Annotated in this window: 20 protein-coding genes and 1 pseudogene; 15 read left to right on the forward strand and 6 right to left on the reverse strand. The window is 58.6% G+C overall.

Annotated features, from left to right (window positions below; all coding sequences use genetic code 11):
• Positions 1-68: 68 nt before the first annotated feature.
• From ABIB60_RS07410 to ABIB60_RS07430, 5 genes and pseudogenes are all read left to right on the forward strand, one after another.
• Positions 69-395: a hypothetical protein gene (locus ABIB60_RS07410; protein WP_354578847.1), complete on the forward strand. Its 327-nt coding sequence runs from the start codon at positions 69-71 to the stop codon at positions 393-395.
• Positions 396-959 carry a YdcF family protein gene (locus ABIB60_RS07415; RefSeq protein ID WP_354578849.1) on the forward strand — a complete coding sequence of 188 codons (564 nt, stop codon included), beginning with the start codon at positions 396-398 and terminating at the stop codon, positions 957-959.
• 318 nt (positions 960-1277) lie between these two features.
• Positions 1278-1376: pseudogene (locus ABIB60_RS22420) on the forward strand (YkvA family protein); the annotation flags it as partial.
• A 382-nt stretch (positions 1377-1758) separates the two neighbouring features.
• Positions 1759-4014 (forward strand): S46 family peptidase, encoded by a 2256-nt coding sequence (locus tag ABIB60_RS07425; RefSeq protein WP_354578853.1) that lies wholly within the window; start codon positions 1759-1761, stop codon positions 4012-4014.
• A gap of 72 nt (positions 4015-4086) precedes the next feature.
• Complete coding sequence (locus tag ABIB60_RS07430) at positions 4087-4701, forward strand: hypothetical protein (RefSeq protein WP_354578854.1); 615 nt, start codon at positions 4087-4089, stop codon at positions 4699-4701.
• Positions 4702-4769: 68 nt separating this feature from the next.
• On the opposite strand, the gene ABIB60_RS07435 is transcribed toward ABIB60_RS07430, so the two are convergent.
• Positions 4770-6917: a catalase gene (locus ABIB60_RS07435; protein WP_354578855.1), complete on the reverse strand. Its 2148-nt coding sequence runs from the start codon at positions 6915-6917 to the stop codon at positions 4770-4772.
• A gap of 249 nt (positions 6918-7166) precedes the next feature.
• On the opposite strand from ABIB60_RS07435, the gene ABIB60_RS07440 reads away from it, so the two are divergent.
• Complete coding sequence (locus tag ABIB60_RS07440) at positions 7167-8450, forward strand: metal-dependent hydrolase family protein (RefSeq protein ID WP_354579164.1); 1284 nt, start codon at positions 7167-7169, stop codon at positions 8448-8450.
• Between the two features lie 99 nt (positions 8451-8549).
• Here the strand turns inward: ABIB60_RS07440 and ABIB60_RS07445 are convergent, their stop codons facing one another.
• Positions 8550-9308, reverse strand: a complete 759-nt coding sequence (locus ABIB60_RS07445) for a glycosyltransferase family 2 protein (RefSeq protein ID WP_354578856.1) — start codon at positions 9306-9308, stop codon at positions 8550-8552.
• A gap of 99 nt (positions 9309-9407) precedes the next feature.
• Between ABIB60_RS07445 and ABIB60_RS07450 the strand changes: the two genes are divergently transcribed.
• From ABIB60_RS07450 to ABIB60_RS07460, 3 genes are all read left to right on the forward strand, one after another.
• On the forward strand, positions 9408-9707 hold the full coding sequence (locus ABIB60_RS07450) for a hypothetical protein (RefSeq protein ID WP_354578857.1): 300 nt from the start codon (positions 9408-9410) through the stop codon (positions 9705-9707).
• A gap of 126 nt (positions 9708-9833) precedes the next feature.
• Positions 9834-10682, forward strand: coding sequence for a DUF1571 domain-containing protein (locus tag ABIB60_RS07455; RefSeq protein ID WP_354578858.1), 849 nt, complete (start codon positions 9834-9836; stop codon positions 10680-10682).
• Between the two features lie 103 nt (positions 10683-10785).
• Entirely contained in the window at positions 10786-11166 is a 381-nt protein-coding gene (locus tag ABIB60_RS07460; RefSeq protein ID WP_354578859.1) for a GxxExxY protein, read from the forward strand.
• Positions 11167-11328: 162 nt separating this feature from the next.
• Here ABIB60_RS07460 and ABIB60_RS07465 read toward each other — a convergent pair whose 3' ends face one another.
• Together ABIB60_RS07465 and ABIB60_RS07470 are read right to left on the reverse strand one after the other, a co-directional pair.
• On the reverse strand, positions 11329-12210 hold the full coding sequence (locus ABIB60_RS07465; RefSeq protein ID WP_354578860.1) for an SDR family oxidoreductase: 882 nt from the start codon (positions 12208-12210) through the stop codon (positions 11329-11331).
• A 40-nt stretch (positions 12211-12250) separates the two neighbouring features.
• Positions 12251-12646: a hypothetical protein gene (locus ABIB60_RS07470; protein WP_354578861.1), complete on the reverse strand. Its 396-nt coding sequence runs from the start codon at positions 12644-12646 to the stop codon at positions 12251-12253.
• Between the two features lie 103 nt (positions 12647-12749).
• On the opposite strand from ABIB60_RS07470, the gene ABIB60_RS07475 reads away from it, so the two are divergent.
• The 3 genes from ABIB60_RS07475 (at position 12750) to ABIB60_RS07485 (ending at position 15652) form a co-directional block, all read left to right on the forward strand.
• Positions 12750-13595, forward strand: coding sequence for an SDR family oxidoreductase (locus tag ABIB60_RS07475; RefSeq protein WP_354578862.1), 846 nt, complete (start codon positions 12750-12752; stop codon positions 13593-13595).
• A gap of 69 nt (positions 13596-13664) precedes the next feature.
• A complete protein-coding gene (locus ABIB60_RS07480) occupies positions 13665-14912 on the forward strand; it encodes a BaiN/RdsA family NAD(P)/FAD-dependent oxidoreductase (RefSeq protein WP_354578863.1) in 1248 nt (415 codons plus the stop codon).
• 290 nt (positions 14913-15202) lie between these two features.
• Positions 15203-15652, forward strand: coding sequence for a PA2169 family four-helix-bundle protein (locus ABIB60_RS07485; RefSeq protein ID WP_315996433.1), 450 nt, complete (start codon positions 15203-15205; stop codon positions 15650-15652).
• Positions 15653-15895: 243 nt separating this feature from the next.
• On the opposite strand, the gene ABIB60_RS07490 is transcribed toward ABIB60_RS07485, so the two are convergent.
• On the reverse strand, positions 15896-17803 hold the full coding sequence (locus tag ABIB60_RS07490; protein WP_354578865.1) for a DEAD/DEAH box helicase: 1908 nt from the start codon (positions 17801-17803) through the stop codon (positions 15896-15898).
• Between the two features lie 515 nt (positions 17804-18318).
• Positions 18319-18510: a cold-shock protein gene (locus ABIB60_RS07495; protein ID WP_110980085.1), complete on the reverse strand. Its 192-nt coding sequence runs from the start codon at positions 18508-18510 to the stop codon at positions 18319-18321.
• Between the two features lie 221 nt (positions 18511-18731).
• Here ABIB60_RS07495 and ABIB60_RS07500 point away from each other — a divergent pair, with 221 nt between their 5' ends.
• The 3 genes from ABIB60_RS07500 to ABIB60_RS07510 all read left to right on the forward strand — a co-directional run bounded on the left by ABIB60_RS07500 (position 18732) and on the right by ABIB60_RS07510 (position 23244).
• Positions 18732-19151, forward strand: a complete 420-nt coding sequence (locus tag ABIB60_RS07500) for an acyl-CoA thioesterase (RefSeq protein WP_354578866.1) — start codon at positions 18732-18734, stop codon at positions 19149-19151.
• Positions 19152-19175: 24 nt separating this feature from the next.
• Entirely contained in the window at positions 19176-19706 is a 531-nt protein-coding gene (locus ABIB60_RS07505; RefSeq protein ID WP_354578867.1) for a HEAT repeat domain-containing protein, read from the forward strand.
• Positions 19707-19785: 79 nt separating this feature from the next.
• On the forward strand, positions 19786-23244 hold the full coding sequence (locus ABIB60_RS07510) for a UvrD-helicase domain-containing protein (RefSeq protein WP_354578868.1): 3459 nt from the start codon (positions 19786-19788) through the stop codon (positions 23242-23244).
• Positions 23245-23316: the final 72 nt, after the last annotated feature.

Consider the following 23316-nt stretch of genomic DNA (forward strand, 5'->3'; position numbering starts at 1 on the left):
CGGGGACGAGGCCGTGCGGAGTTATTACTTCCTTCTAGCCTGCTCGACTCCTTCTATATGTACTCCCTATGATTCCAGCCTTGCTGACGAAGTGCGCTCCAAACTGGTTGTTGTGGCTGCTGTTTCTGGCAGTACCGCTCAATTTGTTTGCCTACTTCAATTTGGAAGTGAGCTACAAGTACCAAGTAGATATTGCGCAAACTATGGTGGAAATCAGCCCGCCATCGGCAACATCTAAAACCGAGGCTTTTACAAGGATTGCGCAGCGAGGCCAGGAAATTCGCTGGGCTCAACGCCGGAGCCTGCTTTATGCTGCTCTGGCTGCGGTGGCAGCTAGTGGCCTGGGCTTGCGCAACAGCCGCCTTAATACTATCCCAAAATCTACCACCAACTAAATGCGCCTTTCCATTTGGCGTCGAGTGGCTGGTGGCCTGCTCCTGCTACTGATCTTCCACGCAGCCGGCATTATCCTTGACGCCCTTACCGACCATGCCCGCCCGGCCGACTGCCTGGTAGTACCCGGCAACACAGTAAACCCGGACGGTAGCCTTTCGTTGCGCTTGCGGGCCCGTCTGGATGAAGCACTGCGGCTGTACCGGGCCGGGGTCAGCTCCCGCATTTTTGTGAGTGGAGGCTTGGGCAAAGAGGGTCACTACGAGGGCAGCGCCATGCGCCATTACCTGCTGGCGCATGGCGTACCCGCAACGGCCATTTACACCGACAACGCCGGCATTACTACCCTGGCTACTGCCCAGAATTTTGCCCGCCTGGCCCAAGCGCAACGGTGGCAGTCGGCCGTGGTAGTGTCACAGTTTTTCCACCTGAGCCGCACCAAGCTGCTGTTGCGCCAGCAGGGGGTTACCAGCGTTTCCGGGTCGGCGGCGCGGTATGTGGAAGCGCGCGACGCCTACGCCCTGCTACGAGAGGTGCCCGCCCTGTACGTGGCCTGGCTGCGCTGAGTAAAGACAACGCCGGCCCCAGCCCCCCCGTACACGCTCCACACCCAACCTCAACCCTACCGTATGTCTTCTTTAGTCGAAAAAGGTCTTTCGATTTCTAAAAACGCGCTGTTCAGCGTCTTTCTCAACCGCGCCGGCAAGCTGCTGGGCCGCCCCTTTAAGGTGGTAATGGTGCTCAATGAAGTAGCCAACAAGCTGGCCAGCAAGGACAGCGGCGACAACAAGTTCAAGCAGGTATTTGACGTGGGCCGTACGCTGGTGCGGCTGGTGCGTAACTATATCAGCGGCGACTACCGCCAAGTGGATACCGGCACTGTCGTTTCGGCCCTGGGCGTGCTGCTCTACACCCTTTCCCCCGTTGATCTGGTACCCGATTTTATCCCGGTTGTGGGCTTTTTAGATGACCTAGCGCTTATCAGCTGGTTTATCGAGAAGTTCCAAGGTGAAATCACCCGCTTCCGGGAGTGGGAAGCTACTCACGCCGCCCAGGAAACCGACGATATTCCGGCCGCTTCCAAAACGCCCAAAGCCTCCAACACCAACACCCAAAACACGCCCGCCGTGGCCGAGCTGGGCCACTCCTGACCACTGATTCCACGGATGTTGAGCGGATTTCACGGATTTTGTGGATGATTCCGTTTGCAGCGCCCGGCCCATTGATGGTCGGGCGTTTTGCGTTGAACAGCCCTGCAAAACACTGCGCCTTACCCTGCGAAACACTGCAGGAAGTCAGGTTTACAAGCAGCCGAAGCCGTACTTTTGCGTCTTTCCGACTATCTCCACCCCTTTCATCTTCAGAATGACGATTCGTACCCGGCTGGCGCTGCTGGCTTTCACCCTGCTTTCGGCCCTGCCCGCGGCCCGCGCCGATGAGGGCATGTGGCTGCCGCTGCTGCTCAAGCAGCTCAACGAGGCCGACATGCAGAAAAAAGGCCTCAAGCTTACCGCTGAGCAGATTTACTCCATCAACCAGGGCAGCTTGAAAGATGCCATCGTGCAGTTTGGCGGCGGCTGTACCGGCGAGATTATCTCCGACCAGGGCCTACTGCTGACCAACCACCACTGCGGCTACGGCCAGATTCAGAGCCATTCCTCGGTGGAGAAGGACTACCTGACGAAAGGCTACTGGGCCATGGACCGCAGCCAGGAGCTGCCTAACCCCGGCCTCACCGCCACCTTTATTGTGCGCATGGAGGACGTGACTAGCCAGGTGCTGGCTGGCGTGCCCACCAAAGGCATTGCGGAGGCCGACCGGGAGAAACTGGTGCAGACTAATGTGCAGCGCGTGGCCCAGGCTTCGGTGCAGGGCACCGGCTACCAGGCCTTCGTGCGGCCCATGTTCAACGGCAACGAGTACTACCTGTTCGTAACCGAAGTATTCCAGGATATCCGGCTGGTGGGCGCGCCCCCGAGCAGCATCGGCAAATTCGGCGGCGACACCGATAACTGGGCCTGGCCCCGCCACACCGGCGACTTCAGCATCTTCCGCATCTACGCCGGCCCCGATAACAAGCCCGCCCCCTACTCCCCCGACAACAAGCCCTTCAAGCCCCGTCACCACCTGCCCATTTCCCTGGGTGGCGTGCAGCCCGGCGACTTCACCATGGTGTTCGGCTTCCCCGGCCGCACCAACGAGTACCTCACCAGCTGGGGCGTGGAAGAAACCTATGCCCTCTCCGACCCGGCCAAAATCCGTGTTCGGGAAGCCAAGCTGAAGGTGCTGGACGCCGACATGAAGGCCTCCGATAAAGTGCGGATTCAGTACGCGGCCAAGTACGCCAGCATTGCCAACTACTGGAAAAAGTGGATTGGTGAGGTACGCGGGCTGAAAAAGCTGGACGCCGTGCGCGTGAAGCAGCAGCAGGAAGTGCAGTTTCAGAAGTGGGCGGAAAGCGGCGACGAAGCCCGCCGGGCCACCTTCGCCACCCTGCTGCCCGATTTGCAGCGCAACTACGCCACCGCCCGCGACTACACCCTGGCCCGCGACTACGTAACCGAAGCCGCCCTGGGCGTGGAGCTGATGACGTACGCCAACAGCCTGCTACCCTTGCTGGAAATGGTAGATAAAAAAGCTCCCGCTGCTGAGTTGGCTGCTGCCGTAGAGAAAGCCAAGAAGGGCACCCCCGGCTTCTTCCGCAACTACAACGCCCCCACCGACCAGAAGGTGGCCGCCCAGCTGTTGCCCCTGTACGCCACCGGCACCCCGGCCCGCCTGCTGCCGGCTTACGTGAACAACCTGCAGAAGCAGTACGCGGCCCAGGGCGGCTGGAATGCTTATGCCGCCCAGCTATTCAGTAAATCTCGCTTGACTTCGGAAGCTTCAGCGCTGGCGGTGCTGGACGAGGTGGCCCAGGGCAAGGCCGATGCGCTGCGCCAGGACCCCGCCGCCCAATTGGCCTCGGCCATTATCAATAACTACCGCACGGCCATCCTGCCCACCTACACCGCCGCCACCGACCAGATTGCCCTGCTCCAGCGCACCTACGTGGCCGGCCTGCGCCTGCAGCAGCCGGAGCGCAAATTCTACCCCGATGCCAACTCCACCCTGCGCCTCGCCTACGGCCAGGTAGCCGGCTACCAGCCCGCCGACGGCACCAAGTATGACTTCTACACCACCCTCGACGGCATCATGGAAAAGGCCGACCCGACTAACCCGGAGTTTGAAGTACCGGCCCGCCTCGCCGAGCTGTACCGTACCAAGGATTTTGGACCCTACGCCTACAAAGGCACGGTGCCAGTGGCCTTCATTGCCACCAACCACACCACTGGCGGCAACAGCGGCTCGCCCGTCATCAACGGCCGCGGGGAGCTGATTGGCACCAACTTCGACCGGAACTGGGAAGGCACCATGTCCGACATCATGTTCGACCCCGACCGGGTGCGCAATATCACCCTGGACGTGCGCTACATGCTGTTCGTGGTGGATAAATTCGCCGGTGCTGGCCACTTGGTAAAGGAAATGACGCTGGTAGGCAGCTCCAATGATACCACCCCGGCCGGCAAGAAGCCGGAGAAAATCAAGGTGAAGCGCAAGCCTGCCAAGGAAAAAGCCTAGCCAACGCTGCCTAGACTTATATAGAGAAACGCCCGTCGGAAATGTATCTTCCGGCGGGCGTTTCTGCTTTGTATGGATTTGACACCGCTATTTCCTGATCTGCAGGCCATCAGTGCAAGTTTGCGTCACTCTGGCACCCGGTTGAGGCTCCAATACTCAACAACCACCATTCGGCTGAAGCGGCCGGAAGAAACCACCGGACATATACTTTTCGCCGTTCTGTTTTGGGTGATGGTCGTTGGGGTCTTTGTGCTTCCTCCTTTTATTCAGGAGGATTACGGGTTTGGAATACTACTCATAGTGGTCGGATTGGGTGTAGCTTGGCACGCATACCGAAAGCGTAACCGCTTTCCTGCTATAGAGGAAATTCGCTTGCAGAATAACGTACTGATTGATACGCTGGCTCAATCTATTGTGGTAGAGCATCTGCATCCTTATTTCCGGCAGCAAATAGCCAAAGCCAGTACGGTGGCTTTTGGCGAAGTGCGAGAAGTAAGATTTCACAAAAGCACCATTCAGCCTGTTGATGAGGACTACGGCGAAGTGTATCTGCTACTGACCAATAACACCCGCTTATACTTAGCCGAGGTTGAAACGATGGATACCACCCGTAGCCTAGCCCGCATGCTGCAGCAGGTACTGGGGTTACCCGTAGACCCGGAGCCCAAAGCGTGGTGGCAATTCTAAGGTGTGTCATATGCAAAAAGCCTCGCAGCGTATATGCTGCGAGGCTTTTTTTACAGGATTGAAGCAGACTACACCTTTGGCTCCGAGCTAAGCTCCCGCTCCCAGAAGCGGCCGGTGGTGAGGTCCTGAATGAATTGCTCGGTGCTGCCCACGCTCACGCCGGGGCCGCCAGGCAAAGCCTCAGCCCCAGCATAGGCAGCGGCTTTCAGCAATGCGTCTGCCCCTGAGGCGGCCCCAACGGGCTTGCAATGGCGGTAAGCCTCGTTGAGGAAATGGATGGCATCGGGCTGCTGACGTAGGGCCTGCACGCTTTTTTCGCCTCCGGCCACGTACACGCCGTCAAACAGCACGGACGCGGTGGTTTGCAGGCTGAAATCAATACGCAACGGGTTGCCACCGCTTACCTGCAGTTGGCCCAGGTGCGGCGCTACCAGCTTGGCGGTGGCACCACCGGCCTCCAACGCCTGCTGCAGAGCGGTAATGCTACTGGCATCAGCGCCATCGGCGGCCAGAATGGCAACCTGTTTGGTATTGATGTCTTTCTGCTTGTTCACCGGGCTGAACTCAATGCTCAACGCGGCTGATTTACCCTCCTTACCCGAGGCGGGCTTGGACTGATGCGCAGCCACGTCGGCATCGGCACCTACAATGTAGTTCAGCTGCACACCCTCAGCCGAAGGCACCTCCAGTCCCAGGCCTGTTGCCACGCGCTGAGCCAGTTCATCGGCCACCAGGCTCAGGTGAATCAGCATCCGCTTCCGCACCGATTCCTCTTCCACTTTGCCCAACTCAAAGCGCAGGGCTTTCACAATATGGGCTTTTTCCCAGTCGGCCTGGCTGTTCCAGAACAGGCGGGCCTGCGAGTAGTGGTCGATGAAACTCTTGCTGCGGGCCCGCACTTTACGGCCTTCCACCCGCTCCTGGTGGCTGGCAAATCCTCCCTCGCTCTGCCGGGCCTGCTTGGGCGTATTATTGTTGAGCAGGTTGGGGGAGTAGCTGGTTTTGCCCACGTTAATCTGTTGGCGCATATGCCCGTCGCGCTGGTTGTTGTGGATGGGCGCCACCGAGCGGTTGATGGGAATTTCGTGGAAATTGGGCCCACCCAAGCGTGTCAGCTGGGTATCGGTGTAGGAAAACAGGCGCCCTTGCAGCAGCGGATCGTTGGTGAAGTCGATGCCGGGCACCACGTGGCCAGGGTGAAAAGCCACCTGCTCGGTTTCGGCGAAGTAGTTATCGGGGTTGCGGTCCAGCACCATTTTACCAATGATGGTGACGGGCACTAGCTCCTCCGGAATAATTTTGGTAGCGTCGAGCAGGTCAAAGTCAAACTTGTGCTCATCCGCTTCCTCTACTACCTGAATGCCTAGCTCCCACTCCGGGAAGTTGCCCTGCTCAATGTTGTCCCATAAGTCGCGGCGGTGAAAATCGGGGTCCTTGCCTGAAATCTGCAGTGCCTCGTCCCACATTACCGACTTAATACCTTGCTTAGGCTTCCAGTGAAACTTCACGAACCGGGAAGTGCCTTCGGCATCAATCAGCCGCCAGGTATGAATATTGAAGCCCTCCATGGCACGCAGGCTGCGCGGAATGGCCCGGTCCGACATTACCCACATAATCATGTGCATGGCCTCGGGGTTCACGGAAATGAAGTCCCAGAAGGTGTTGTGCGCCGAAGCTGCCTGCGGAATTTCGTTGTGCGGCTCAGGCTTCACGGCATGAATCAGGTCCGGGAACTTGATGGCATCCTGAATAAAGAATACCGGAATGTTATTGCCCACAAAGTCGTACACCCCTTCCTGGGTATAGAATTTCACGGCAAAGCCACGCACGTCGCGGGCCAGGTCGGTGGAGCCACGGGAGCCGGCTACCGTGCTAAAGCGGGTGAAAATGGGCGTACGTACTCCTGTTTGTAAAAAAGCCGCCTTTGAGTACTTGCTGGCATTGTCATAAGCCTCGAAGTAGCCATGCGCTGCCACACCGCGGGCATGCACCACCCGCTCCGGAATCCGCTCATGGTCGAAGTGCGTAATTTTTTCGCGCAGCAGGAAGTCCTCCAGCAGTGTGGGACCCCGCTCTCCGGCCTTCTCCGAGTTTTGGTCATCGTTGATGCGTACTCCCTGGTTGGAGGTCAGGAACTGGCCGGTGCCATACTCCCGGTTTTGTTCCAGGTCCTCGGATTTGGCATCGGGTTTAGTGGCGTTGGATTTCTTGCTCATGCGGCTCTGGTGTTGATAAAGCGGTGGCGTTGATTAATGAGTAGTAAGCTCAGCCGTATGCTGTTTGCAGTACGGGAGCTCGGCCATGGTACGCAACCCTGCCGCTAACAGCCGGAAAAACGCCCGGTAAAATTTGGCTCAACCCAAGCAAAACCGGCCTTTTTTGGTGGTTTTGCAGTAGTATGCAGCTACATTCTTGCTTACTACGCGGGGGCACGGTGCCACCGCTCCTACCTGTTTTTTTTCGTGCTGCGTCCTTTTCTTCTGGTCAGCTTGCTATGGGCAGGCTCCGTTACGGTAGTAGCTCAGTCCTCGGCTCCGGTTGCTCCATCGTCTCTGCTGCTCCGCCCGGCTGCTGTGTTTGATGGCGAAACCCTGCACACCGGCTGGGCGGTACTCACGGAAGGCAATACAATAAAAGCCGTGGGTCCAGTTACCCAGCTCCAGGCCCCGGCCGGTACCCGTACCCTGGAGCTACCGGGCCTTACGCTGCTGCCGGGCCTCATTGAGGGCCACAGCCATCTGCTGCTGCACCCCTACAACGAAACCTCCTGGAACGACCAGGTGCTGCTGGAATCCGAAGCGCTGCGGGTGGCTCGGGCCACGGTGCACGCCCGCCAAACGCTGGAAGCCGGTTTCACTACCGCCCGCGACCTGGGTACGGAAGGCGCGGGCTACGCCGATGTGGGCCTCAAGCAAGCCATTGACCAGGGCCTGATTCCGGGCCCGCGCCTGCTGGTGGCTACCCGCGCACTGGTAGCCACGGGCAGCTACGGCCCCAAGCTCTCCGTAGATGTGGATGTACCTCAAGGGGCGCAGGAAGCCGATGGTACCGACGGCATCATTCGGGCCGTGCGGGAGCAAATTGGCAAGGGTGCCGATATTATCAAGGTGTACGCCGACTACCGCTGGGGGCCCAACGAGCCCAGCCGCCCCACCTTCACCCAGGAGGAGCTGAACCTGATTGTGCAAACCGCCCGCAGCGCCGGCCGGCCCGTGGTGGCCCACGCCAGCACGCCCGAAGGCATGCGCCGTGCCACGCTGGCCGGCGTGCAAACCATTGAACACGGCGACGCCGGCACGCTGGACGTATTCCGGCTGATGAAGCAGCGCGGCGTGGCCCTCTGCCCCACCGTAGCCGCCGGCGACGCCATTTCCCGCTACCGGGGCTGGCAGCCCGGCACCGCGCCCGAGCCGGAGCGCATCCGCCAGAAGCGAGAAAGTATGCGCCTGGCCTTGCAAAGCGGCGTGGAGTTGGCCGTGGGCGGCGACGTAGGCGTATTCCAGCACGGCGACAACCTCCGCGAAGCCGAGCAACTGGTGCAGAACTACCACCTCAGCCCGTTGCAGGTACTGCGCGGCCTCACCGCCACCAACGCCCGCCTTTTCCAGCTCCCCGACCGGGGCCGCCTCCAGCCGGGCCTCCTCGCCGACCTCATTGCCGTGCCCGGCAACCCCACCCAGGACATCAAAGCCTTACGGCAAGTGCGGCTGGTAGTGAAGGGGGGTGTAATCGTGAAAGAAAAGCCGTAAAACGCGTCATTCCGAGCAAAATGGGGAATCTGGGTCACTCTTCGGAAGCCAACCTAGATTCCTCGCTTTGCTCGGAATGACATGTTTTTAATGGCTGATTTACGGCCGCTCAATCCCCAGCTGCAGCAGCTGCTCGGCGTAGTTGTCGTAGATGATGCGCAGGTCCTGGGCGTGGTGGTCGGCGTCGACGCCGATGCTCACGTTGCTGGTGTGGAAGCGGTGCAGGTGGCTGATGTGGGGGCAGATAACGGGCAGGTGGCCGGCCAGCAAAAACCGCACGTACAGGTCCAGGTCCTCCGCCATTTTGATGTTCTCATCATAGCCCCCTACTGCGTCAAACAGCTCCCGGCTGTAGCACACGTTGCCCTGAATAAAGTGCTCAGCCCGGAAAATGGCCTGCAGCATAGCCCGCGGCGAGTCGAACTGCCAGGCGTAGTAATCCTCGTTTGGCAGATAGCGCCGGTCTTGGTCTACGCGCAGGAAATCAGCCACCAGCCAGGGGCGGCCGGGGTGGCGCTGAATCTGGTCGGCGTAGTGAAACAGGGCGCGCTGCAGCAGCAGGTCGTCGTCGTCGAGGGGGACAATCCAGGTATCGGCGGGAGCGTCTTCCCGAATGAGCAGATTGCGCGCCGGGCCGGCTTTTAGCAGTGTTGGTTGGGTGCGCACGCGCAAAGTTGGACCAGCTTCCGGAGCAGCTTCGCGCAGCCACTGGGCCGTGTCATCGGTGCTGGCGTTTTCGCAGATCAGGTGCTCAAAGGAGAAATCCAGGGGGGCCGAAACGCTGGCCCGCACGCTGGCTACGGCCTCGGGTAAATAGTCGCGGCGGTTGTGGGTTGGGGTAATAACGGTAAAATGCATAGTCACTATTCTGGTAGTAGTCTGAAAAAGTTACGGCCGAGCTTGCCCCTCAACCCTACGGCGGCCCCACCCGTTAGTGGCAGGGAAGCCGCTGCACCTATGGCCAAATTTGTAGTAACCCTGCGCCTCCCCGAGGTATTTGATGATGCATTTATGGCGCTCATTCCGCGTCACCGCGCTTTTATCAACCGCCTTATTGAGGAGGATGTAATTGAGGCCTATGCCATTAGTGCCGACCGTACTAGGGGCTGGGTAACCATGAACGGGCAGAATGCCGAAGCTGTCCGGACGGTGGTAGAGCAGTTCCCGCTGTTTCGCTTCCTGCTTGGCATTGAGGTAGACGAATTATTTGTATTCGACAGCAGGGCCAACCGCTTCCCGGCCATTAGCCTGAATTAATCGGGCACGATAGTAGCGTAGCATATTCTAACCTGTGCACTTCAGCCCTGCCCGGCTTTGTGCAGTTGTGCCGGCTTTGCACTTTGCCGTATCTTCCGGAATATAACCCACTTGTTTACCCGCTACATGATTCGCTATTACCGGCTTCTGGCCGCTACTACCCTGGGCCTCACCACACTGGCGGCCACCTCCCCCGAGCCGAAACTTACTACCGACCAGCTCATTACCCGGCTGAGCACTGCCATCCAGGGGCTGAAAACCCTGCGCTGCAACGTGCGTGCCCAGGAGCGCATTGAAGGAAGCTACCAGCAGGCCCGCACGCTCATGAAAATCAGCTTCAGCCCCTATAAGGTGTACATGCGCAACCAGAAGGGCATTGAGGTACTGTACGTTACGGGTCAGAACAACGGCGACGCCTGGGTGTACCCCAACAGCTTCCCCTACGTGACGCTCAGCCTGGCTCCCAACGGCTCGGTAATGCGCAAAAACCAGCACCACAGTACCCTCGATGCCGGGTATGGTACCATTGCCGAAATGCTGCATGGCTCCAGCCAGCGCCTCGACCGGAGCTTCGAGAAAACCTTCCGCTACGCCGGCGACACCACCATGCAGGGCCGCCCCGCCTACGTGCTCCGCGCCGATTACCCGCAATTTCGCTACGTGAGCTACAAGCCCACCAAGAACGAAAGCGTCAGTACCATCTCTGATAAATTCGGGTGCGGGGAGTACCGCATTCTGGAGCGCAACGATTTGTCGCCGGGGGCGGTGGTGCCGGCCGGTAAAGCGGTGCAGGTACCCAACGGCTACGGCCGCCGCATCATCATGTGCGTGGATCAGAAGCTGTTTTTGCCCTTGGTCGTGCAGGTCAATGATGATAAAGGTCTGTTCGAAAAGTTTGAGTTTTCCGACGTGGTAGCCAACCAGCCCATTCCCGCCCAGGAGTTCACCAAGGACTTCAAGGGGTACAAACTTTAATCACGGATTTAGACGGATTTTTCGGATTGCACGGATTCGTTCTGGTAGTTATTTTGCCGAACGGCGTTTTCATATAGCATGTAGTATCATTCGGCTTTATCTTATGCTGCTAGACAATAGATATGCGCCTTTAACAAAGGCAATTATTGGGTGCGCAATGAGGGTGCATACGGCACTTGGAAATGGCTTTCCAGAGATTATCTATCAGCGCAGTCTGGCGGTAGAGTTTGCTCAACATGGGCTTCCCTTCGAACAGGAATTGCATTTGCCGGTGTATTACCTGAACAAGGAGGTAGGCTCTCGTCGAGTAGACTTTCTGGTTGACAAGGCTGTTTTGGTCGAGCTGAAAGCCCTTACAGAAATAACCCCGCTTCATTACGCCCAAACAATTAATTACCTGAAAGCATACCAACTAGAAGTAGGCCTACTGCTGAATTTTGGAGAAGCTAGCCTGAAGTACAAACGCTTCCTACGTTCTGCCTAAGCATTATCCATTCGTCCAAGAGTTCAAAAACCAAAAAACAAAATGAACGAGGCCGCACTGCTGATGCGGCCTCGTTCATTTTCCTTTAGATACAATAATTCCGTCTGTCCTAGCCGTCAGAACGAATCCGTGCAATCCGAAAAATCCGTCTAAATCCGTGATTTAGCGGCGCATGGTCTTTTCGATTTGGTCCCACATTTCCGGCGTGAGCAGCTCCAGCTTGTTGAACTCGCCGGCTCCGTTCAGCCACTCGCCCCCGTCCAGCGTTACCACTTCCCCGTTCATATACCCCGAGAAATCGGACACCATGTAGGCGGCCAGGTTGGCCAGCTCCTGGTGGTTGCCCACGCGCTTGAGCGGTACCGAGGCGGCCGGGTCCAGCTTGGAAGCCAGGGGCTCGGGAAACAGGCGACTCCAGGCACCTTCTGTTGGGAATGGGCCCGGGGCAATGGCATTGGAGCGAATACCGTATTTGGCCCACTCCACGGCCAGGGAGCGGGTCATGGCCAGCACGCCGGCTTTGGCCGCAGCCGAGGGCACCACAAATGCCGAGCCTACGGAAGCATAGGTAGTGACAATGTTCAAGATGGTACCGGGGCGCTTATCGGCAATCCAGCGCTTCCCGAAGGCCAGGGTGCAGTTGTAGGAGCCCTTCAGCACAATATCCACAATCACATCAAACGCCTTGTGGCTTAGGCGCTCCGTAGGACTAATGAAGTTACCGGCAGCGTTGTTGAGCAGCACATCCACGCCGCCGTAGGTATCAATGGTTTGCTGGAGCAGCTTCTCCACCTCGTCATACTTACGCACGTCACACTGCACGGCCAGCACGTTCTGGTTGCCGGTTTGCTGGCGCAGTTCCTGCGCCGTTTTTTCCAGCACCTCCAGCTTGCGGGAACTGATGACCACGTTGGCGCCGAGTTGCAGAAAGTACGTGGTCATGGCCCGGCCCAGACCAGTGCCGCCGCCCGTAACTACAATGGTTTTGCCCTGCAGGGCATTGTCGCGGAGCATGGGCTGGGCGTAAGGATGAGTGGATGACATAGGGTGAGAAAGTTGAAGTGGGAAAAGTAAATCTGAGAAATCAGGAGCGAGGTGAGGCCTCAACTAAACCAAGTATGCGGGTAACGGTACCTTCCGCCACTATTCGGCTGCCCTCACAATAATAAAAGCTGGTACCGGCCCGAATCCGCGCCTGGTGGAAAGGCCGCATGTGTTCCGAAACTACGCTTACCCGCACGTGCAGCCACTCATCCACCGGCACCGGCAGTTCCCGCCACGAGTCACCGGTAATGGGGTCGAAGAAATCCGGATACAGCATCATATGAAGCTGCCTGGTCTTAACTACAGCGTAGCTAAAATCCCAAAGGATACCATTGCGGGGTGGTTGCTGCCGCCCGCCCTCATCGGCCCGCAGGATTCGCACGCGCGCTTCAAAGTCGATGGGGTACTCAGGATACAGGCGGTCCGGCTCGGTCATAAATAGTATGCTTGCATACTTGTTAGGGGCGCAAGGTAACAGTTTGCCGATTCCCGGCGGCGTACCTTGCCCAGGAAAGATTTTTTGCCACCTTTACCCCCGCATGACTGACTCCTCGCCATCCGTCGCCCTCCCTACTGTAGCCGTGCTGGGCTGCGGCTGGCTGGGTCTGCCCCTGGCCCGCGCGCTGGTAGCGGCCGGCTACCCAGTGCACGGCTCTACTACCACGCCCGGGCAGTTGCTCACCCTCCGCGACGCGGGCATCCGGCCATTTTTGCTGCGGCTTTCCTCCACTCTTTCTCCCACCGATGCCGATACCCTGCACGCTCTGTTGCACGGGGCCGAAGTGCTGGTATTGAATGTACCTCCTTCCCGGGCAGCTGGTAGCGCCGAGGCTTACCCGGCCCTGCTCAGCCAAGTTACGGAGGCCGCCGAAAAAGCAGGTATTCAGCATATTCTGTTGGTCAGCTCCACCGGCGTGTACCCCGATGCGCCACGGCTGATGCGGGAGCCGGATGCCGTAGCCGACGACCTGGCTCCGCAGCCGTTGCTGCGGGCAGAAGCCCTGGTTCAATCGGCCCGGCACACGGTAGTGCGGCTGGCCGGATTGATGGGGCCGGGCCGCTCTCCGGGCCGGTTTCTGGCGGGCCGCACCGGCGTAGCTCACGGCGAAGCTCCGGTAAACATGATTCATTTGCAGGACTGTGTGGGCCTACTGCAGTGCGTGCTGGAGCGGCAGCTTTGGGGCTACACCTTTAATGCCTGTGCCGCTACCCATCCTTCTCGCCGTACGTTCTATACTGAGGCAGCCAACCGCATAGGACTCAAACCGCCCACTTTTCAGGAGGAAGACGCAGGCGGCAAACAAATCGACTCCTCCCTGATTCGGGCATTGACGGACTACCGATTTCGCCACGATGATGTAGTGGCGGCCCTGGCCTTCTGCTAAGTTGGTTTTCTGGCTCAGTGCCTGGCTGCTGACTTCCGCTGCGGTTTTTCGGGGCGTATCTTTACGGCCGTGAATGATAATCAACCAACCGTAGTAGTGCTGGGCGGGGGGGCGGCCGGCTTCTTCGGGGCCATTGCCTGCGCCGAGGCTAACCCAGCCCTGCGGGTGCTGCTGGTAGAGAAAACCGGGAAGCTGCTGAGCAAAGTCCGGATTTCGGGCGGGGGCCGCTGCAACGTAACCCACGCCGCCGATACGCCCGCCCAGCTGGTGCAACACTACCCCCGCGGGGCCCGCCAGCTCAAGGAGCCCTTCAAGCAGTTTGGTGCCCTGGATACTGTGCGCTGGTTTGAAAAGCGGGGCGTACGGCTGAAAACGGAAGCCGATGGCCGCATGTTTCCCGTTACCGATTCGTCGGAAACCATTGCCCAGTGCCTGCTGGAGGCGGCCCGCCGCGCTGGGGTTACCATCCTCACCCACACCACGGCCGAAATTATTTCCCCCCAGCCCTCGGGCGGTTTCCAGATTACCCTTACCGGCACCCATGCCCAGCAACTGCAAGCGGCGCGGGTGCTCATTGCCACGGGCGGAGCGCCCAAACTGGAGCAGTACGCGTGGTTGCGGCAACTGGGGCACACGGTGCAAGAGCCGGTACCCAGCCTGTTTACCTTCAACGTTCCCAACTCGCCCCTGCAGGAGCTGCCGGGGGTGAGCGTGCCCCGGGCCCGGGTGCGGGTGGCCGGCGAAAAGCTGGAGTACGAGGGGCCGGTACTGGTAACGCACTGGGGACTGAGCGGGCCGGCCGTGCTCAAGCTCTCGGCCTGGGGAGCCCGCCGCCTACACGAGCTACAGTACCGGAGTACTGCCCTTATCAACTGGATTCCGGAGTTTACTGAGGATACTTTACGCCAGCACCTGCTGGGCTACCGGGAGCAGCACGGCAAGAAGCTAGTCATCAGCAACCCCCTGTTTGGCTTACCCCAGCGTTTGTGGCGCACGTTGGCCGAGCAGGCCGGTATTACCCCTGAAACCCGATGGCAGGAGCTTCCGCTCAAGCAACAGAACCGGCTGATAGAGGCTCTGTTGCGCACGTCCTTGCTGGTGCAGGGCAAAACCACCTACAAGGATGAGTTCGTAACCTGTGGCGGTATTTCGCTCAGCGAAATCAACATGCAGACGCTGGAAAGCCGCCTGGTGCCCGGCCTGCATTTCGCCGGCGAGGTGCTGGATATTGATGGTATTACCGGGGGCTTCAACTTTCAGGCCGCCTGGACTACCGGCTACTTGGCCGGCCGCGCCATGAGCCAAGCGGGTCAATAGAAAAGCCCCATTAGCTACGTAGCAGGGCTTTTCTTCGGGACAACGGACTACGCGCTCCAGCAATTTACCTTCTGGTAAGCTGGTCAATATGTGTGCTACTCCTGGGGTTGAAGTGGGGATTACACGCAGTCCTGCGTACGTGGCAAAAAGCTGCACTGTCCTATGTTCATTCTTATCAACATCCAGTTCCTTCTTTTTCCGATTCTATGCGTCGGCCATAACCCTTTGTCGAGTTTTGCAGTAAATACGCTCATATCCTCTTTCCATAATCACCCAAACCACCTCTCCTCATGGAAGCTAAAGCACTGCAAGCCGGCCTGAACGAACTGCTCGAAACGCTGAAAGACGGCCAGAAAGGCTACGCCGAAGCCCTCACCGACGTCGAAGATGCCGACTTGAAAGAAACCTTCAAGAAATACGCCGCTCAGCGTTCCTCCTATATCACCGAGTTGGAAGACCAGATGCACAAGCTCAACCTGCATCCTGAAGAAGAGTCATCCATCACGGGCACCATTCACCGCGCTTTTATCAACCTCAAAGGCCTGGTAACCAGCAAAGACCGTTACAGCATTCTAGCGGAGTGCGAGCGGGGCGAAGATTACGCCAAAGCCGCCTACGAGAAAGCCCAAAAAATTCAGGACGTGCCTGCTGCCATCAAAACCATCATTGAGAAGCAAGCTGCCGGTATCAAGCAAGGCCACGACGAAATTCGTAACCTGCGCGACGCTGCCAAGAAATAACAGCACAGATTTTGCAAATTGGTGTGATTTCGCAGATTTCACCTTAACCTGTACAGAAAAGCCGCTCCTATGGGGAGCGGCTTTTCTATTTTTAGACAGTTTTGTGCAAACGCTGCATAAAGCAACTCGGTACTAATCCCGTAAACGCCAAAAAGCCACCTCAATTGAGGTGGCTTTTTGGCGTTTACGGGATTAGGTTGAAATCTGCGAAATCACACCAATCTGCAAAATCTGTGATATGATTTAGTCGTCGTTGCGCTTGCCTTTGTAGCCGCCGCCATAGCTGCTGCCACCCTCGCGGCGGTTGCCGCCGCCGTAGGAACCACCGCCCCGGTTACCACCGTAGCCGCCTTCCCGACGGTCGCCGCCGTAAGAGCCGCCGCCACGGTTGCCGCCGTAGCTGCCGCCCCCGTAGGAGCCACCACCCCGACGGTCGCCACCGAAGCCACCTTCGCGACGGTCACCACCGAAGCCGCCAGTGCGGCGCGGACGCTCACCACCGAAGCCACCACGGTTACCACCTTCCTGCTGGGCATCACCCTCCTGACGAGGAGTGGCAATGTTGAAGGCTACTGGCCGGCCCTGAATGGAGCTGCGGCCGAGTTGGCTTACCACTTCTTCCACAAACTCATTCGGCACTTCTACAAAGCTGAACTTGTCGTAGAGGGCAATATCACCCACTTTACCGGCCGTGAGGCTGGTATTTTCGGCAATTAGGTCCACAATGTCGCGGGGGTGCAAGCGGTCCTTCTTGCCCATGGTTACGAACAGGCGGGTGAAGCCGGGGCGGGCAGCACCTTGCGTGCGGCTGGCATCGAGGCTTTCCTGAGCGCGCTTGTCTTCCTTCATCGTCATCTTCAGCAGGGCGGCGGCCACGTCCAGCGACGTAACGGCTTCTTCCTGCTCCTGATCGATGAGGCGCTGCACGCGGGCAATGTACTTATCCAAGTTACCCTTCACAATCACCTCCTTAATGGAGTTGAGCATGAGGGTAGTTTTCACCTCCGACACATCCTCGAAGCTGGGCACGCGCTCCTGCTTGATGGTGGCTTTGGTGAAACGCATAATGTCGCGCAGCTTGTAAATGTCACGGCCACTCACGAAGGTGAAGGCTTTGCCCTGCTTGCCGGCGCGGCCGGTGCGGCCGATGCGGTGCACGTAGTATTCCTCGTCGGCGGGCAGGTCGTAGTTTACCACTACTTCCACGTTGTCCACGTCGATGCCGCGGGCGGCTACGTCGGTAGCTACCAGAATTTCGAGGGTGCCTTTGCGGAATTTATCGAGGGTATTCTGGCGCTGCTGCTGGCCCATGTCGCCGTGCAGGCCTTCGGCGAAGTAGCCTTTGGCTTGCAAATCGCCCACAATCTCGTCCACCATGCGCTTCGTGTTGGCGAAGACGATGCCCGACTTGATGTTGTACATGTCGATGAGGCGGGTCAGCACGTCCTTCTTCTGGGGCCCACGCACCTCGAAGTAGCTCTGCTCGATGTTAGTAACCGTCATTTCCTGATGGTTTACCTTCACGATTTGCGGCTCCTTCTGGTAGCGCTTGGTCATCTCCATGATGGGCTTGCTCATGGTAGCCGAGAAGAATACCGTCTGGCGGTCTTCGGGCATTTTCTTGAGCACCGTCTCGATGTCGTCGCGGAAGCCCATGTCGAGCATTTCGTCGGCTTCATCCAAGATGATCATTTTGCAGGCATCCAGCTTCAGGGTGCCACGCTCAATGTGGTCCATTACGCGGCCGGGCGTACCAATTACAATCTGCACACCGCGCTCCAGGGCGCGGAACTGCCGGTCGTAGCTGGAGCCCCCGTAAATCGGCACTACGGCCAGGCCACGCTTGTACTTGCCCAGCTTCTGGATTTCGCCGGAAACCTGCACGGCCAACTCGCGGGTGGGGCAGAGCACAATAGCTTGTACCTCGCGAGAGTCGGTGTCGATGCGCTCAATGGCGGGGATGGAGAAGGCGGCCGTTTTGCCGGTACCCGTCTGGGCCTGGCCAATTACGTCGCGGCCTTGCAGCAGCACGGGAATAGCGTTGGCCTGAATCGGGGAGGCTTCTTCGTAGCCAACCTCACTGATGGCGCGCTGCATTTCTTCAGAGAGGGTCAGCTCGCTGAATTTGGTCTTACCAGTTTCGTTTTCCATGTCAAGTGAATGGAGTGGAGTGAATAGCTCTGAAAACAGCGGATTCAGCGACGCTCTTCTCTCCCACTCAACACAACGACAAGTGACGGAAGACAAAGCCGGCCCAACAAGTTTCTTTTAAGGCAGCTCACAAGCTGCGCGGAACGTGGCCGTTCTCAAATGCGGGTGCAAAGGTACAGATTTATTATGAAAAAGCACAAATTGAATTACGACTTGTCCGTAATGCACTGCTCGTCATTTCGTACCGATGGCCCTTACAATACCTAAGGGATTAAAATAATTCCAACTCTATATAAATATCTATCTGCCTATTCCTACCACCACGCATGAATCTGACAGCAATGCTTTTCCCAATGCATCCAGAACGATGTCTTGCGCCAACACCGAGCTGGGGCAGCGCTCCAGCAAAAAATGCTCGTTTCGGCTGTAAGTAGATGTTTTACTCACAAGCAATGCATAAAAAAAGCAGGTCCCAGATGGAGACCTGCTTTTTCGTTGCTATCGGCAATCAGGCACTAGGCCAGCTTTACTTTCACAGCGTTGGGGCCTTTGCGGCCTTGGGCAATTTCGAATTCCACTTTGTCTTTGTCGCGGATTTCGTCGATGCACTCGGTTACGTGAACGAAAACGTCTTCGCCGGTTTCGTCAACTTTGATAAAGCCGAAACCTTTGGTTTCGTTGAAGAATTTTACAGTTCCTGTCTGCATGGTACTTGTGATGATGGATGATTCTGTAAGGAAGGCAGTACTCAACTCTGCTTTCCCCTCCTCACGGACGTACTCAACAGGCGGTGAAACCGCATTTCTTATCTTGCCCAAAGATACAGGGATATTTTAAATATGGAAGAAGATCCATGAAATGATGCTATAGTTTTCTGGCTTTCATTGCCCGTCGGCACGCATCCTGGCAGGGCGTATCTTTGCCCGTAATGGAAAACGTGCCCCTCCCTGCCTTCCGCTTCTCCCGCCTGCTCACGGTGCAGCCTGATGATATTGACGAGCTGAACCACGTAAATAATGTGCGCTACGTGCAGTGGGTGCAGGATACGGCCGCCGCGCACTGGCAGGCAGCGGCCCCGCCCGAGGCCCAGCAGCATTACGTGTGGGTCGTGCGGGAGCACCATATCCGCTACTTGCAGCCGGCTTTGCTGGGCCAGCAGGTACGCTGCATTACGTGGGTGAGCAGCATGGAAGGCGTAACCTCCCACCGCCACGTACGCATTGAGCGGGCCGAGGACAACAAGCTGCTCTGTGAGGCTGAAACCCACTGGATTCTGCTGGACCCTAGTTCTATGCGCCCCCAGCGCATTCCGCCGGAAATGGCCCGGTGGGTGCAGGAGGCGGTGTAGTGCTCTTACTTTTTATCTATTGCTATGCCCCTTATAAGACACCGCTTGGTTATACTTCTACTATTGTTAGGCGCAGGACAAGGGACTTTTGCCCAGGGTAAAAATCAGGCAGCTTTCATCAAGCGCGTTACCGATACCATTGCTTATATAGGAGTGTTGAAATGTGAAGCCGTCAGCCGTATTGGCTATACTCCACGTCAGTATACCCGTTTCGATTCATTGCGCAGTTACTGCAGTTCCGAAGAGTTGCAGGCGTTGCTGAAGCACAAGTCGCCGGCCGTGCGCGGCTACGCCTTTTGGGCTTTATCGGAACGACCGGAGGTAGATTTGTATCCCTTGCTGATGAAGCACCGACGAGATACTGGAAAATATGCGCAGTTGTGTGGCAGCATCGGTTCTATACAAAACGTGATAGATGCTGCGTTTTTCGACTACAGCCAGACCAGTCGCTTTACTAGTGATACACTAATCATCGAACGTAAAAGCGGTATAGCAAAACTAGAACGAGCTGACAGGCGATGGTTTCACCGACGCACCGACGAGAACGGCACATGACGTGGGCTCAGCGACGCCGGATGTTCCGCCGGAATGACAAGCTGCGCGCCCACGACCACGACGACTTTTAATTCCCCCAATGCCTCCCTCCTTTCGCATTTACTCCTCCTCGGCCGGCTCCGGCAAAACCTACCAGCTCACCAAGGAATACTTGAAGCTGGCCCTGGCTACTGAGGATGCGGCCTACTTCAAAACCATTCTAGCCATTACGTTTACCAACGATGCGGCCGGGGAAATGAAGGAGCGGATTTTGGGGGCGCTGCGGCGGTTTGCCCGCTTGCCCGAAGGCGCCACTGATAATCTGCTAACCGAAATTGCCGAGGAGCTGACTCAGGAAGGGCCGCTGGCTTACTTGGAAACGGCGGAGGAACGGCAGCGGGTGTTGCAGCAGCGGGCCGCGGCTACGTTTCGGCTGGCGCTCTACCACTACGCCGATTTTGCCGTGAGCACCATCGACTCGTTTGTGCAGCGCATTGTGACGGCTTTCACGCGGGAGTTGGGGCTGCCGGCCACATTTGAGGTGGAGCTGGACAGCGCCACCGTCCTGCAGAGTGCCGTGGCCCTGCTGCTGGACAAGGTAAACCGGGACCCGAACGCGGCGCTGCTGTCCAAAACCATTTCCGACTTCGCCTTGAACAAGGCCGAGGAAGGCCGCAGCTGGAACAACCTGCCCGAAGAGCTGGTGCAGTTTGGGCAGTTTCTGCTGAGTGAGCCGGTGCACGAGGCCGTAGAGCAGCTGCAGCAGCTGAGCCTGCAGGACTACCGCCGCCTCTACGATAACCTGCGCCTGCGCAAACAGGAAATAGAAACGCTGGTGGAGCAAACCGCTGCCGTGGCCCTGGAAACGCTAGAAGCGCACGGCCTGGAAGCCGAGCACCTGAACGGGGGCGGAAACGGCGTATATGGCCACTTCAGCAACTGGCGGCGCTGGCTGGAGCTGCCGGCGGCCGGGGGGCAGTTTCCCACAGCCACGGCCCTGAAACCACTGGAGTCGGGTGACTGGAGCAGCGCTAAATCCAAGAAGGGGCCGCTGCGGGAAGCCGTGGATGCGGCCGCGCCGGTGCTGGAGCAGGTGTTCCGGCAGCTGCAGGCGCAACGCGAAAAGCTTCTCTCCGACTACTTGCTGGCGGCGGGCATGCTGCCGTACGTGTTTCAGGTGAGCCTCTTGAGCGAGTTGAGCAAGGCCGTGGATCAGCTTAGCCGGGACCGGGGCGTGGTGCTCATTGCCGAGTTTAACCGCCGCATTGCCCAGATTGTGCTGCGCGAGCCGGTGCCGTTCCTGTACGAGCGACTGGGTGACCGGTACCAGCATTTGCTGATTGACGAGTTTCAGGATACCTCAGTGCTACAGTGGAACAACCTGCTGCCGCTGGTAGAAAACGCCCTGGGCCAGGGCAACCTAAGTCTGGCCGTGGGCGACGCCAAGCAGTCGATTTACCGCTGGCGAGGCGGGGAAATGGAGCAGATTCTGCGCCTCTACCAGAACCAGACTGAGCACCTGTATCAGCGCGTGGCCGACCAGGAGCTACGCCAGATTCTGACGGAGCGGTACCGCACTATTGATGGGGCGCTGGAAGCCCGCAACCTGAGCACCAACTACCGCTCGGGCGCGGCCATTATCCAGTTCAATAATGAGCTGTTCCGGTTTATCAGCAGCACACACGCTGCATTGCCGCTGGTGCAGGGCATTTATGACGCTGACTTTGTGCAGCAGGCTCCGGCCAGTGCCCCGGCAGCGGCCCACGTGGAGCTGCTGTTCACGGAAAACGATGCGCCGGCCTGCCGCTACGATGCCGCCCTGGGTACCTACACGCCCGAAACCTTGCCCGGCTACCTGGTGGGCCAGACGCTGGACTACGACGAAAGCACCTTGTACCTGACGCTGCAGCTGGTAGAAAAAGCCGTAGCCGATGGCTTCGCCCTGCAGGACGTGGCCGTACTCTGCCGCACCCGCCAAACCAGCCGGCGTACGGCCAAATTCCTGAAGGAGCGGGGCTACGACATTATTTCGGCCGATTCGTTGTCGTTGGAGTTTGCGGAAGTGGTGAACCTGCTGGTGGTGCTATTCCGGGTGCTTAACCAACCCGCCGACACCCTGGCCCGGGCCGAGGCCCTGCTGCTGGTGGACCGGGTGGTGCGGGGCCTAGACCCCGCGCCCGAGCGGGCCCGCCACCACGCCGGCTTGGCCAACGCCGAAAGCGTGCAGCCGTTCTGGGATGAGTTGCGGGCCCTGGGCTACGATGTGCAGGAGCGGGAAACCGGCAACCTGGGCCTGTATGAGCTGACCGAACGGCTGGTAGGCCTGTTTGGGCTGTTGAACCGGGTGGCGGAGCGGGAGTATCTGTTTCGGTTTCTGGACCTGACGCTGGAATACAGCCTGCGCTTCGGCAACAACCTCAACAACTTTCTGGCTTACTGGGACCAGAAGAAAAGCACGCTCAGCATCAACGCCCCGGCCGGCCGCAACGCCATTACCATCACCACGGTGCATAAAGCCAAGGGCCTGGCCTACGGGGTGGTAATTGTGCCGTTTGCCGACTGGACGCTCCGGCCCCACCTGAATACGCTGCTCTGGGGTCGCCTGCCTGAGGTAACCGACCGGCCCGTGGCGGAAATGCCCGGCGTGGCGGTAGTCAGCCAAAAGCAGGATTTATTGCACACGCCCCTGGCGGAGCAGTACACCGAGGAGGTCGAGAAAACCTTTCTGGAAGGCTTGAATACGCTGTACGTAGCCCTCACCCGGCCCCGCTACCGCCTCTACCTCATCAGCCGCCAGCCCAAGCCTACCAAGAGCAGCAAGGACGACGCGGCCCCCTCCGACAAACCCGCCGCTAGCGTGGCCGAACTGCTGCACCGCTTTTTGGTGAGTACTGGGCAGTGGCAGCAGGAGCAGATGGCCTACGTGCTGGCGGATGCTCAGGGCCAGTTGCCATTTGAGCAGCCGGCCGCTGCCACCCAGGCAACCGAACCCGCGGGCCAACTCCCCACCACCCTGCCGCTGCACAACCTTACCAGCACACCCTGGGAGCAGCGCCTGCGCCTGAAGCAGCACGCCAACGCGGTGTTTGATTTCGATGACCAGCAGGAGCAACGCGAGTGGAACCGCCGCCTGCACTACGCCCTGCGCCGCGTGAAGCAGGCTGATGACGTGGACCGCGTGGCCGGGCAGCTGGTGGCCGAAGGCTTGATTAGCACCCGGGAGCGGGCGGGACTAGTGGAGCGCTTGCATGAGGTGGTAGAAAACCCGCGTATGGCGCACTATTTCAGCCCCCAGGTGGCGGCCGAGGCCGAGCGGGAAATTCTGGTGGGGGGCACCCGCAAGCAGGACTACAAGCCCGACCGGATTGTGTTTGAGGGCCTGCCCAGCGGCCAAGGCCGGCGCGTTACGCTCATCGATTTCAAGCTGCCCCCGCCCCACCCCGGCCACCGCCAAGCGTTGCAGCGCTACGCCGTGCTGTTTCGGCAGTTACGGTTTGAGCAGGTATGCTGCGTACTTTATTACTTCGAAACCCAGGAAGTGCAGGAATGGGAGGCGTAAGCAGTGCCCTGTTTTAAGGCAAGCCCGGGCCGCCCCAGGTGGCTGGGCTTGCCGGCTGCCTGCTCGTGGCCC

Origin of the sequence: Hymenobacter sp. UYP22 (assembly GCF_040547285.1) — a bacterium.
Classification (GTDB): Bacteria; Bacteroidota; Bacteroidia; order Cytophagales; family Hymenobacteraceae; genus Hymenobacter.